Genomic DNA, 13,169 nt, shown 5'->3' with positions numbered 1-13,169 from the left:
AAGACAGAAAAGGTGGCAGGCAAGAGGAAACAGGGTACTTCAAGTGATAATTTAGACTCCATTTCCCATTTGCTACGGATTAAAACTTGATGGTTGCACCAGCCACAGCTAAAGCAGCCCAACCCAGCATTAATGCCAATCCTCCTAATGGGGCAACTGCGCCTAAAGACTTAATACTAGTTAAACTCAGAGCATATAAGCTACCGGAAAAAATCACCACACCAATAATAAATAACCAACCACTGACTAAAAGCGTCCTTGGGGGACTTTCTAAACGACTCATGAGGATGGCGACCAACAAAAGCGCCAGAGCATGATACATTTGATAGCGAGCCCCAGTGTCAAATATTTCTAAAGAGCGATAGCTGCGCTCGCCGAAGGCATCGCTAATTTTTTCCCGCAAAGCATGAGCGCCAAAGGCACCACCCGCAACGGACAAACCGCCGAAAATAGCGGCTATAGTTAAAAAAAACTGTGTCATCTGACCTATTAAACATCAAAATGATATAATAGAGCCTCTTCTTCAGTTACTTGAAAATTCCCATTGAATTCTTTAGCTTTCTTATCTAAATATTGTTTGGCTATCTGAAAATACTCATAATTTATCACAGATGTTATCTTTAATAGATTCTATTAATCCCTGGTTAATGGGAGTAGGCTTAAATGCAATTTTCCTAGGAATAGTTGCAATTATTCCCAAAAAATTGCTCACCCCGGCAGGTATACTTAATGCTGGATTATTAGGAGTAATCATTTGGGGAACACTAGGTTGGCAGGGATATCTAGTGGTGGTATTTTATTTTATTGTTGGTTCTGGGGTAACGCGCATTGGTATGGCGGAAAAAGAAGCCGCCGGAATTGCGGAAAAACGTGCCGGTGCAAGAGGTCCAGAAAACGTTTGGGGTTCAGCATTAATAGCGGCTTTATGTGGGTTGGGAGTGTTGTTTTTACCTGATTTTAAATATTTGTTATGTTTGGGTTATGTTGCCAGTTTTAGTACCAAACTATCTGATACTACAGCCAGTGAAGTTGGTAAAGCCTATGGTAAAAGGACCTTTTTAATTACGACACTCCAACCAGTTCCGAGGGGGACAGAAGGGGCGGTAAGTTTAGAAGGGACTTTAGCTGGTATGGTAGCATCAATAGCGATCGCACTCATTGGCTGGAGTGTAAATTTAATTAATCCTCTGGGTGTTATTTGGAGTGTCATAGCCGCATTTGTCGCTACAAATTTAGAAAGTGTCATTGGTGCGACTTTGCAATCTAAATATACTTGGCTGACCAATGAGGTTGTCAATATCCTTAATACCCTAATTGGTGCAACTGTGGCGATAATATTGGCATTAATTTACCAAAGTATCTTTGTTTAATTGTTGACTAAAATTACAATCTTCGTAGGTTGGGTTGACACAAGGAAACCCAACATTATTATTTTTGTTATCCGGCTTACAGATTTAAAAATAGTTATCATTAAAATCATTATAGATTAGATCCCCGACTTCTTAAATAAGTCGGGGATCTGACAGCAGAATCTTTATTATCACTAGATATATTTTTCTACTGTTTTCTCCATTATTTAATGGAAAGTCTTATAGATGTGTTAGCATAATCCTGAGAATCACTTCATGGAATCTTCATCTTTTTTAACTGTAAATGATCAGGAAATTACCCTAACTGAAGTAGTCAAATACTTACAAATATCTGGTAGACTAGGAAATTTCATGAGTGACGTACTGCGTCAGCACGTAATTGAAAAAGAAATTAGTGCTAGAACAGATATTGAGATTAGTTCCACCTTAATTGAGCAGACAATTATTGATTTTCGGCTGAAAAATCAACTAACTGATGCCCAAAAATTTCAAGAATGGCTAATAGGCAATGGTACAGATTATACAACTTTTCATACATCTATTACCTTTAGCTTTCAGTTAGAGAAACTCAAAGAATTAGTCACAGAATCAAAATTACCAGAATACTTTATTGAAAAGAAAATTTATTTGGATAGAGTTATCCTGTCGCGGATTCTAGTTGAAAGTCGGGAATTAGCAGAAGAACTACAAACTCAAGTTGAAGAAGGAAGTAGTTTTGAACAACTGGCAAAAGAGTATTCATTAGCCGATGAAAGAGTATTTAATGGCATGATGGGACCAATTAGTCGGGGGACGATACCAGACATATTACGTGCGGCTGTAGACTCAACCACCCCTGGAAAATTGATCAATCCCATAGAAATAGAAGGACGTTTTGCTTTATTTAGATTAGAACAAATTCTTCCAGCATCTTTAGAAGATACTCAATTACAACAATCACTAAAAAATGAGTTATTTGAGAAATGGCTAGGGGATAAGATTCAAAATCTGACAGTCAAAATTCAATTGCATTAAAACTTCTAAATAATCAATTTTAACGAATAAATGTGTTAAACAATTTACCCTGGAATGAACCGCCACTATCCTGGCTAAATGCTGAAGAACAAAACGAATTAAAACAGCAAGCAGAAATACATAACTACAAACTTGGCGAAAAAATTTGGTCACAAAAATTAGGTAGTGATGCTTTTGGCAAGCGAAACTATCAATTTTTGATTGTCGCTGGTAAAGTGCGTTTACGAGAGGAAGAAGAAAATAAAACCGTAGCTACTTTACAAACAGGAGATTGGTTTGGTAACTGTCAACCATTATTTGCTGATTGTAAAGCTGTAGCTGCTAGTAAGGAAGTTATAGTTGTGTGTTGGAATTCGGCTTTGTGGAAAAAGGTTTTAAATCCTCAAGTTAATGAATTTTGGAATAATTCAGCAGAGTTAGAAGAAATTGAAACTATTTTACCAGTTCCTAATTCTCCCATTTCTTCACCTTCACATCCTGCGAAATGGGAACAACCCACAATTTCTAATTATCCCTTTGTGGGAAGTGGAAATACAGGTGCAGCTTGTTTAACAATGGTGGCGCAATATTTACAAAATCCTGTGCAATTAGAATGGGTACAACGTCAGTTGCGAGGACAAAAGCCAAAAAATCTGGTAGAAGCAGGGGAGAAATTAGGGTTAGTATTGCGGAAATTACAGGTTAATTGGCATGAATTACGCCAATTATCTTTTCCGGCTGTATTGTTGTGGAATCAAGGTAATCAGGAAGATAAAAATCCCCAATTTAATTGGGCTGTAGCTTATGGAATGAAAGGCGATTTTTTAATTGTTGCCAATCCTCAAAATCCTGATTATATTTGTGAACATTTACCTCAATCTGTGGTAGAGAATTGTTGGGATGGGACATTATGGCAAACTGAACTAATTTCCCAGCAGGAGAAATTTAATTTAGCTTGGTTTACTCCCGCAGTTTGGAAATATCGAGGGTTGTTAGGTGAAGTTTTATTAGCTTCCTTTACCTTGCAATTATTGGGTTTAGCTTCTCCATTAATTACTCAAGTCATCATTGATAAAGTGATGGTACAGGAGAGTTTAGCTACTTTGGATGTGATGGCGATCGCCCTCTTGTTTGTGGCGACATTTGAATCTATCCTGGGTATGCTGCGGCTATTCATCTTTACCCACACAGCCCGACGTTTAGATTTAAGTTTATCAGCCCAACTTTTTCGCCATTTAATGCGTTTACCCTTGGCTTATTTCGAGTCGCGGAGAGTGGGTGATACCGTCGCTAGAGTCCAGGAATTAGAACAAATTCGCCAATTTCTCACAGGCACAGCTTTAACCGTCATTCTTGACAGTATCTTTGCTGTAGTTTACCTGGGATTGATGTTCTATTATAACATTCCTCTAACATTTGTAGCCTTAGCCGTCTTACCATTATTTGCCACTTTAACTATTATCGCTACACCGATTTTGCGAAATTGGCTAAATGAAACCTTTAACCGGAGTGCGGACAGTCAATCATTTTTAGTTGAGACAATCACCGGCATTCATTCTGTTAAAGCCCATGCCGCAGAACCAGTGGCAAGAGAACGGTGGGAAGGTTTATTTGCCCGCTTCATTCGTACCAGTTTTAAAGCTTCCACCACATCTAATATTAGCAGTAATATTGGTGACTTTCTCACTAACTTTTCTACCTTAATTATCCTGTGGTTTGGGGCAAAATTAGTCATTGATCATCAACTAACTATTGGTCAATTAATCGCCTTCCAAATGTTATCAGGAAGAGTGACAAGTCCTCTATTACGGCTAGTCCAGTTGTGGCAAAATCTCCAACAAGTGTTATTATCAGTAGATAGAATTGGTGATATTCTCAACGCTGCCCCGGAAACAGAAGCCGGCACAGGATTAGTATTACCACCCCTCAAAGGTGAAGTTAATTTTGACCAAGTTTTTTTTCGTTATCATGCCAACACCGAACCAGTATTAAAAGGCATCTCTTTTAACATTGAACCAGGACAATTTGTCGGCATTGTCGGCAGAAGTGGTTCAGGAAAAAGTACCCTTTCTAAACTTCTCCAAAGACTCTATCAAATTGAGTCAGGACGCATCCTCATTGATGGATTTGACATCAAAAGTGCTGACTTAGCATCTTTAAGACAACAAATAGGTGTAGTTCTCCAAGAAGACTTTTTATTTAATGGTTCAATCTTGGAAAACATCACATTAGGAAATCCAGATATTACCTCCGAACAAGTTGTCGAAGCCGCTAGATTAGCAGTAGCCCATGACTTCATTAGTCAACTACCTTACGGCTATGAAAATAACGTAGGAGAAAGAGGAACAGCATTATCTGGAGGGCAAAGACAACGCATAGCATTAGCCAGATTATTTTTAGCATCTGCACCAATTCTCATCTTAGATGAAGCCACCAGCGCCTTAGATAGTGAAACCGAACAACAAGTATTGCAAAACCTCAAAAATGTTTCCTCTAATCGCACAGTGTTCTTAATTGCCCACCGCTTTGCCCCCCTCAAACGTGCTGATTTAATCTTAGTCATGGAAAAAGGCGTAATAGCTGAAAGAGGAACACATTTAGAACTCTTAAAACAAAAAGGTTTGTATTGGTCACTTTATCAAAGACAACAAGCGAATATTTAATAGTAGGGGCAAACCCCCTGTGGTTGCCCTAAACACGGAGTAGGGGCAAACCCCCTGTGGTTGCCCTAAACACGGGGTAGGGGCAAACCCCCTATGGTTGCCCTAAACACGGGGTAGGCACGGGGGCGCTACCCCTACATCAAATTCCCATCTTATGTGTAGGTTAAATTTGTTTGTCTATCCGCAAATTCCTTAATCCAAAACATTCAACCCCAAAGCCACAGCCCCCCATAAAGGTGCATCATCACCCAATAATGCCCGCACAACCTCAAAATTCACCTCTGGGAGTGCGGTTTCCCTAGCCACTTTTCGCACCACAGTCCAGAAATTATCCCCAGATTTGGTAACACCACCACCTAAAACAAACCGTTGGGGATTCATGAGGTTGGCGACATTACCAATACCGACCCCCAAAGCCCAAGCACCCCTATATAATACTTCTTGTGCTATTTCATCTCCGTTGGCTGCTGCGGTGCTGACGACTTTGCCTGTGAGTAAGTTAAGATCATTACCAGTCAAATATCTGAGTACGTCCCCCCTGATTTTACCGTTGGTGCTGGATGGTTCTTTTTCCAACATTTCCCGCGCATTTTGCGCCATGTAGGGACCAGAAGCTAAACGTTCTACACATCCCCGTTTTCCACATAAGCATAATGGACCTCTAGGATCAACCACAATATGTCCAATTTCTCCCGCCATGCCTAATGCACCTCGCCAAGGCTTACCATCAAGTATCCAGCCGCCACCGACACCTGTGCTAATGGTAATGTAAAATAGGCTATCATATCCTTGACCAGCCCCAAAACGATGTTCACCAACGGCAGCAACGTTAGCATCATTATCTATACTGGCGGGTGCGTGATAATCTTCTTCGAGGATTTGTTTAAGGGGAACATTTTCCCAGCCGGGAACGTGATGAGATAAGCGGACTAAACCTGTGGTGGCATCCACTGGACCACCAAAGCTGACACCAATAGCATCCGGTTTTCTCCCTTTTAGCACGGAATCAATGAGCGATCGCATAATTTCTAAATCAGTCAAAGCATCACCATTTGTGGGAGAAAATCGTGATTCATGATCCAACCATTCCTTCCCACCAGCCTTAACTGTTGCTGCTGCCAATTTTGTCCCGCCAAAGTCTAGAGCTAAAATTAATGTCATATTATTAAAAATAAGGGGTTTACGAAACAACTATCAACCATTCACCATTCATTATTACTTAATAACAATTTTGCTGTAGTTCATTATGAAACCGTCTTCACTATTTGGATATAAAATATTTCTATATTCATCACGCTTGTGTTCTATTATGTAACCTAACTCATTACATTTGTAAATCCAATCATAGTCATCCTCAATTTCTGTTAAACTATGGACATTGTTAAATTTCATGAAGAATAAATTAATACAAAGATGTATTTTTGTAGAATTCACCTAATTAATTAGATTAGGCTGGCATCAAAATACATGATTAGTTTAAGATAAAGACTGACAGCTTTATATTTTTTTAGCAATCAATTGAGAATATTTCGCAATATGAATAAATTAAGATATAATTTACTAACTAGCGAATGTATGCTATTCGGGTATCCAGACAAACAAGTTATAAGTTAACCGTACCCATTCTAGAAATAACTCCTATAGGACTCCTATTTGATTTTTGATAGCTTGCGTGGCGTAGCCATACAAGACTCAGTAGGTATCAATTCTGTCTTTCCTGTTCCCTGTTCCCAGTTAAGAGTTCCCTGACCACACAAGTAAATTCACAGAATCAAACCGGATTCCTATATCAATGATAAAATAATGCTGTATTTTTAATTATTGTATCTTTTTGAATAGTTTTTGAGATAATTATTTGAATAGGATTTATTTAGGGAAAAGCAACTTTAAAAATCAGGATTTTATCGCAACATTGACCATTAACTTTTTATTTGAGTAAGTGTAAATGAATAAACTTTTTTGTGCAGATAATTCACGAAAAATCCAAGAAGATATCATTGGTAGTGCTACCAACTACCAAACCTACATTTTAATAGAATGTCCTGCCCCTTGGGTTTATGAGGCCTTTGAATCTAAATGGGTACCAGATAACTTACGTAGTTTAGTAGAAAATGTCACCCGATCTCAACTACCAATTCGGTTTCTATTAATTGCCAATGATGAATCCCATAAAGTACAAGAAACAACCCTATTAATTTATCAACAGCAACAGGGATTAAGTCAAGGATACCGAAAACAAGAATTTAAATTACCAAATATTGAACAAGTCGCCGGAATTGTCAGTAAATGGTTAGCAGGAATGAGTGTTGATTATGAAATAGAATCTAGTATTACCAGAGATATCTTAATATGTACTCATGGGAGCCATGATCAATGTTGTGCTAGGTATGGCAATCCTTTTTACTTTTACTCTCAAAATACAATTGCTGATTTACAGTTAAATCACATCAGAATTTGGAAATCAAGTCACTTTGGTGGACATAGATTTGCTCCTACAGCTATAGATTTTCCCCAAGGAAGATATTATGGTATCCTCGATCAAGATACCTTTAAATCAATTCTTACTCATACTGGGGATATACAATGTTTACATAAAGTTTATCGTGGTTGGGGAATATTACCAAATCCTCTGCAAATCTTGGAAAGAGAACTGATGCTGCGTTTAGGTTGGGATTGGTTTAACTATCAAATAACAGGTAAAATCATCGAAAAAAGCTTAGATAATCATACAATTATTGGTGAGTTGAGTTTTGAACAACCTGCCGGTACTCTCTACACTTATCATGCCAAACTTATAAAAGATGATCTAAAAACACAAACAGTTAAGGTTTCTTGTCATGCTACCAAAGAAACAGTATGTTTGAAATATGCTATCTCTAATCTTTGGCTGGTAGCGAAGAAAGTGGCAACTTATAGTTAAAATATGGCAGGAGTCAGAAGTCAGGAGTCAGAAGTCAGGAGTCAGGAGTAAAACTGGCTGTCCGGCTTTGAATTTAGATCCTGTACCTCATTAATTTAAGTACATACTTAAAAGAAAACTATACTCCTGTATAAAATTAAATTTTATGGAGTAGGAAAATAAAAAAATGTCTAACAACCGTTCTGGAATCTTTATTGGTGGTTTGATGTTAGGAGCAGCTATCGGCACTTTAGTCGGTTTATTAGTTGCTCCGCGCACAGGCCGCGAAACCCGTAAACTAATTAAAAAATCTGCCAATGCTATCCCCGAATTAGCGGAAGATATTTCTACTAGTGTGCAAATTCAGGCAGATCGTCTTTCTAGTAGCACTCTGGAAAACTGGGAAGAAACTTTAGATAGATTGCGGGAAGCGATCGCTGTTGGTGTAGACGAAAGCCAAAGTTTCCACAAACAAAATACTGTTGATATCCGCAACACCCCAAACAACACAGATTCCCTGACTGAAAAACTAGAACGTTCATAAATGCCATCACCGTGATTGATCCTTTATTTTGGCTGGGACTATCCATCCTCCTAGTTACTGTCAGTCTAACAACCGTTTTAGTGGCAGCCATCCCCGCTTTGCAGGAATTAGCCCGTGCCGCTCGTAGTGCCGAAAAATTCTTTGACACCCTTTCACGGGAGTTACCACCCACTCTCAACGCTATCCGCAACACAAGCATAGAAATAACAGACTTAACCGAAGATGTTAGTGAAGGTGTCAAAAGCGCCGGTCAAGTTGTTAAGCAATTTGATCAAAGCCTAGACAATGCCAAGAAACAAGCAGAAACTGTGCAAATCGGCGCTCGTAGCGTCATAGTCGGCTTTAAAGCCGCTTGGAAAAGTTTCACACGCCAGGAAAATACCAGGAAAAATCCAAAAACACTTATCAATCCAAAAACCGAATGAGCAACGTTCACGTATCCCTGACGGGAGGCGTTAGCCATAGTGTGGCGATAGCTTGCGTGGCGACGTAGGAGCCATAGCCATAACCCAACATTATCATGGATTTTGTCGGGTTTGGCTGTCGCTCAACCCAACCTACATTTCCTTAACCGACAAGTATTGACTCCCGACTTCTGTTCCAATTTCTCGATCAGATTTTGTTGAGATACCTAAATATTAGAGTAAAGTAAAGAAGTGTAAAGAAATATCACTTTTACATTACGCTTTAAAAAGCACTTGTTACATTATCCTTCTGATTTTATAGTATAAAAACGTTCATGCACCTGTGTTTTTGGCGACGAATTTTAGTATCAATTGCCGCATTTTGCTTTATTGGCTCAATTTGGGCAATCAATTCCCCATCAGCCCTAGCTTATGAAAATCCCGATTTACTACCTAGCTTTGTAACACCAGTAGTAGATTTAGCAAAAACTCTCCCCGACCCCCAGGAAGAAAAGCTAGTTAAAGAATTAGAACAGTTTGAAACTGACACTGGCTGGAAACTGCGCGTTCTAACTCAGTACGACCGTACCCCAGGTAGAGCAGTGATTAAATACTGGGGTTTAGATGATAAAAGCATTCTTTTGGTAGCAGATGCTCGTGGTGGTAACATCCTCAGCTTTAGTGTGGGTGATGCAGTTTATGAGTTCCTACCTCGCACCTTCTGGATTGAACTACAAACCCGCTTTGGTAACTTATACTTTGTTCGTGAAGAAGGAGAAGATCAAGCCATTCTCCAGGCTCTAAATTCAGTTAAAGGTTGTTTACTTAAAGGTGGCTGTAACGTCGTTCCAGGACTACCTAGAGAACAATGGATACTCACCCTTGTTACCTCCGCTGTTGGCGGGATTATTTGTGGTTTCGCCGCCCAACCCCGTGATGATAAAAAAATAGTTGCTTGGCAATGGGCATTAATTTTCTCACCTTTATGGGGAATGTTATTTATTGCCTTCGGTATTGCTCCAGTTATTACCCGTACAAGCGATTGGTTGCCTCTTGTCCGCAATGTTTCCGCCTTTGCTATTGGTGCTTTAGTAGCTTATTTATCTCCCATGTTGAATCGGACTTCCCCCGATGCTGAATTCTGAAAAGTGACTGGGGAATAGGGATTAGGAAGGGAAATTTGCAATTTTACAGTTCAAAATCCAAAATACTGATAAGCTGAAGGCTAATATATAAGAAGCTAAATAGCAATGGAATGGCACGTAACTGATGCTCAAAGTTTGGCAATTATTGATAATGAAATTGGTGATCATGTTTTTTCACCAGCAGAGTATGAAATTGTCCGTCGCGTAGTCTATGCTACAGGCGATCTTGAGTATAAATTCTTGATTCGGTTTTCAGAACAAGCATTACAAGCTGGAGCAGCCGCTTTAGCTGCGCGAACTACTATCGTGGTAGATGCGCCAATGGTACAGGTAGGTATATCCCACGATATTCAAAGTACGTTTGCTAATCCAGTATATTGCAGTATGGAAGCACTAACACGACCCCAAAAGGAAAAAACCCGTGCAGCTTGGGGCATTGAAACTCTGGCTAGGCGTTACCCCGAAGGAATATTTGTAGTGGGTCAAGCGCAAACAGCCTTAACTGCACTGGTTGAATTAATTGAAGCGGAAGAAATTAGACCCGCTTTAATAGTTGCTACCCCAGCAGGTTTTATCAATTCAAAAACCGCAAAAGAAAGATTACAAGAATCCTTAGTTCCTTATATTACTGTTGAAGGTCGCAAGGGTAACGCTGTCGTAGCTGCTGCCATTGTTGATGGTTTGGTGGATTTGGCTTGGCAAGCTTATGGACAGGATAGAAATGTAAGCGGATGATGTAGGGGCAGAGCAGGGGAGTAGGGGGGCAGGGGGAAATAGTTACCAATTACCTATTACCTATTCTCTCCCTTCCTGTCTTGCCGAAGGACGGCGGGGTTTTCTTTCCTGGTCTGCACGCAAGCGCATACTAACTTCATTGAAAAAGTCTCTACGAACATAGGGATAATCACTTACCCACAAATCACGACTAGGAATATATATATCGCTGAATTCTTCAATGGTACTTAAATCAGAGCTATTGGACATGACTACCATTTCAGCTATTTGTCCACGAGCAATGACTTTGTGAGCGTTACGTAGTGGAGCCTCAAACTCCACCGCAAACCCTGTGTCATCGCCTATTTCTAAGTTAATCCGCTTTTCGCGGTTTTCGATGATGACTAACTCACCTTTACTATTAACGGTTTCCTGTTTACCCATTAACCGATCTGTAATCCACCAATCTAACACTCGTCCCCGAAAAAAGCCACTGTATTTGTAACGGCGGCATTTTCTATTGCGTATACTTGCTTGGAATATAGGATACCAAAGCCAAAAGAAAGCGCCAAATACCCCAAAAAAGAATATTAATCCAAATTCCAATCTAAACAAGAATTGTATCAGCAGTAGTATAGCTAAGATAACTACAGAAATTAGTATCCGTTGCACAAAACTGCTTACTTTCCCCCAATAGTATTTATATTGTGGTCCAGAAGCAATTAGGGGGATGATTTGTTCAAATTTTTGGCGAGTTAAGGGAACCAGCATATTTTACATTTTGGATTTTGGCTTTTGGATGGAAAAATCACAATTTTTAAGGTAAGGATTCAGGATAGAGAATATGGGAGTCAAGATCATCATGGCTTTTGGAGTCAACTTTGATGAGGTTGAGAAAATTTCACTTCTCTCTATATTATTATTCTGACTCCTGACTCGGTGACTCCTGACTCCTTGCTTTTAAAGTATTTTTTCTAGCCCATATACTAATGACTTTAGCTGATTAACTTTGCGAATGGCTAATATTACTCCTGGCATATAACAGGCGCGATCGCTGGTATCATGACGTAAGGTATAAATTTGTCCTGCTGCGCCAAAAATTACTTCTTGGTGGGCAATTAGTCCTGGTAACCGGACACTATGAATTCTAATCCCTTCGTCTGCTAAACTGCCTCTAGCTCCGGCTATTTTCTCCGTTTCTTCCACAATAGCAGGATTAAAAGTTTTACCCATTTCCGCTAATAGTTGAGCAGTTTGAATGGCTGTACCGCTAGGGGCATCAGCTTTTTGGTTATGATGAAGTTCGATAATTTCTACATGATCAAAATACTGGGAAGCTCTGACAGCAGCTTCTTGGAGTAGTACCATACCAATGGAAAAGTTAGGAATCACCAAACAACCGGTACTGGCTTTTTCGGCAAAATCGGCTAATTCTTCGAGTTGTGCCGGACTGAAACCTGTAGTTCCCACAACTGGACGAATTCCATAGGCGATCGCACACCGAATATTATTATAAACTGCATCAGGATGAGTAAAATCAACTAATACCCCCGGTTGCATCTGTCTCTCCCCAGCCACATACGCCAACATTGGCTCTAATTGATTCGTAATTGGTACTTCCAATGGTTCACTTAAACCCGCCAGTTCCCCCGCATCTTTACCCTGATGTTCGGGAGTTGTGTCAATTGCCCCCATTAAAGTCAAATCAGATACTTTTGCTACTGCTTTAATTACTTCACGTCCCATTTTACCAGCAGCACCATTGACAATAACCGGAATAGAAGTTTGATTGCTCATAGATTTAACAATTATTTTTAATTCAACAAAGAAATTAAAGAAATGAATCGGTATTTTGAAACCTTATCTAAAGATAAGATGTTATTTTATCAAAGTAGCGAACAACTTAGAAATATCAAACTTAATCATTCCTATGATTCGACTATATATGCTTTAAAATTTAATGATCATCAAAGAGTGATTCTAACCATTGACGATGATCCTATCTTTGATTGTACAGTTATTACATTATTTAGATGATAGGACTTACGCACGCTCACTAACTTGCCATCATATGAATGTGGGATAAATAGCAATGGATTCAATCCTTGAGTTTGGACTAAATTGACTTCCATAGCCTGAAACCCTTACTAGACAAGCATTGGAACTTACGAATCCAAAGGAGACTTCTAAAGCCTGAAACCTTCTCTCAGCTTGCGTCTGAAGCTTTAGCCGAATAAATTAGTCCAAACTCCAGTCAATCACCGCAGTCATCGCTAAAAAAGCGTGCCAAAAACAAAAACCGCCTCTAAGTAAATAGAGGAGGCATTGTTGGATGAAAAAATAAACCTGGCATCGAGCTATTTTCACGTGGGGCTACCCCCAAACTATCGTCGCCGCAGCAGCGTTTCACCTCTGAGTTCGGGAAGGGATCAGTGTG

12 protein-coding genes are annotated in these 13,169 nt (G+C 39.5%); 8 read left to right on the top strand and 4 right to left on the bottom strand.

The window, feature by feature from the left end:
* Window positions 1–79 precede the first annotated feature (79 nt).
* Window positions 80–481, bottom strand: a complete 402-nt coding sequence (locus IQ226_RS05545; RefSeq protein ID WP_193893097.1) for a DUF423 domain-containing protein — start codon at window positions 479–481, stop codon at window positions 80–82.
* Window positions 482–611: 130 nt separating this feature from the next.
* Between IQ226_RS05545 and IQ226_RS05540 the strand changes: the two genes are divergently transcribed.
* From IQ226_RS05540 to IQ226_RS05530, 3 genes are all read left to right on the top strand, one after another.
* A complete protein-coding gene (locus tag IQ226_RS05540) occupies window positions 612–1,370 on the top strand; it encodes a TIGR00297 family protein (protein WP_193893094.1) in 759 nt (252 codons plus the stop codon).
* Window positions 1,371–1,625: 255 nt separating this feature from the next.
* Window positions 1,626–2,384, top strand: a complete 759-nt coding sequence (locus IQ226_RS05535; RefSeq protein ID WP_193893092.1) for a peptidylprolyl isomerase — start codon at window positions 1,626–1,628, stop codon at window positions 2,382–2,384.
* Window positions 2,385–2,416: 32 nt separating this feature from the next.
* A complete protein-coding gene (locus tag IQ226_RS05530; protein ID WP_193893089.1) occupies window positions 2,417–5,026 on the top strand; it encodes a peptidase domain-containing ABC transporter in 2,610 nt (869 codons plus the stop codon).
* Between the two features lie 192 nt (window positions 5,027–5,218).
* Here the strand turns inward: IQ226_RS05530 and IQ226_RS05525 are convergent, their stop codons facing one another.
* On the bottom strand, window positions 5,219–6,187 hold the full coding sequence (locus tag IQ226_RS05525) for an ROK family protein (protein ID WP_193893085.1): 969 nt from the start codon (window positions 6,185–6,187) through the stop codon (window positions 5,219–5,221).
* 784 nt (window positions 6,188–6,971) lie between these two features.
* Between IQ226_RS05525 and IQ226_RS05520 the strand changes: the two genes are divergently transcribed.
* The 5 genes from IQ226_RS05520 to IQ226_RS05500 all read left to right on the top strand — a co-directional run bounded on the left by IQ226_RS05520 (window position 6,972) and on the right by IQ226_RS05500 (window position 10,753).
* The gene (locus IQ226_RS05520) at window positions 6,972–7,946 is read left to right on the top strand and encodes a sucrase ferredoxin (RefSeq protein WP_193893081.1); all 975 of its coding nucleotides are present in this window, start codon (window positions 6,972–6,974) and stop codon (window positions 7,944–7,946) included.
* A gap of 166 nt (window positions 7,947–8,112) precedes the next feature.
* On the top strand, window positions 8,113–8,469 hold the full coding sequence (locus IQ226_RS05515; RefSeq protein ID WP_193893078.1) for a YtxH domain-containing protein: 357 nt from the start codon (window positions 8,113–8,115) through the stop codon (window positions 8,467–8,469).
* A gap of 11 nt (window positions 8,470–8,480) precedes the next feature.
* Window positions 8,481–8,894: a hypothetical protein gene (locus tag IQ226_RS05510; RefSeq protein WP_193893075.1), complete on the top strand. Its 414-nt coding sequence runs from the start codon at window positions 8,481–8,483 to the stop codon at window positions 8,892–8,894.
* A gap of 314 nt (window positions 8,895–9,208) precedes the next feature.
* Complete coding sequence (locus IQ226_RS05505; RefSeq protein WP_193893072.1) at window positions 9,209–10,018, top strand: TPM domain-containing protein; 810 nt, start codon at window positions 9,209–9,211, stop codon at window positions 10,016–10,018.
* A gap of 105 nt (window positions 10,019–10,123) precedes the next feature.
* On the top strand, window positions 10,124–10,753 hold the full coding sequence (locus tag IQ226_RS05500; RefSeq protein WP_193893069.1) for a precorrin-8X methylmutase: 630 nt from the start codon (window positions 10,124–10,126) through the stop codon (window positions 10,751–10,753).
* Window positions 10,754–10,813: 60 nt separating this feature from the next.
* On the opposite strand, the gene IQ226_RS05495 is transcribed toward IQ226_RS05500, so the two are convergent.
* Both IQ226_RS05495 and dapB read right to left on the bottom strand, forming a co-directional pair.
* On the bottom strand, window positions 10,814–11,503 hold the full coding sequence (locus tag IQ226_RS05495) for a phosphate ABC transporter permease (RefSeq protein WP_193893066.1): 690 nt from the start codon (window positions 11,501–11,503) through the stop codon (window positions 10,814–10,816).
* A 189-nt stretch (window positions 11,504–11,692) separates the two neighbouring features.
* The gene (gene dapB / locus IQ226_RS05490) at window positions 11,693–12,529 is read right to left on the bottom strand and encodes a 4-hydroxy-tetrahydrodipicolinate reductase (RefSeq protein WP_193893063.1); all 837 of its coding nucleotides are present in this window, start codon (window positions 12,527–12,529) and stop codon (window positions 11,693–11,695) included.
* Between the last annotated feature and the right edge of the window lie 640 nt (window positions 12,530–13,169).

The organism is Dolichospermum sp. LEGE 00240 (assembly GCF_015207875.1).
Lineage (GTDB): Bacteria > Cyanobacteriota > Cyanobacteriia > Cyanobacteriales > Nostocaceae > Dolichospermum > Dolichospermum gracile.
The sequence above is the reverse complement of the archived record's forward strand: the minus strand, read 5'-3'. Positions and strand labels throughout refer to the sequence as shown.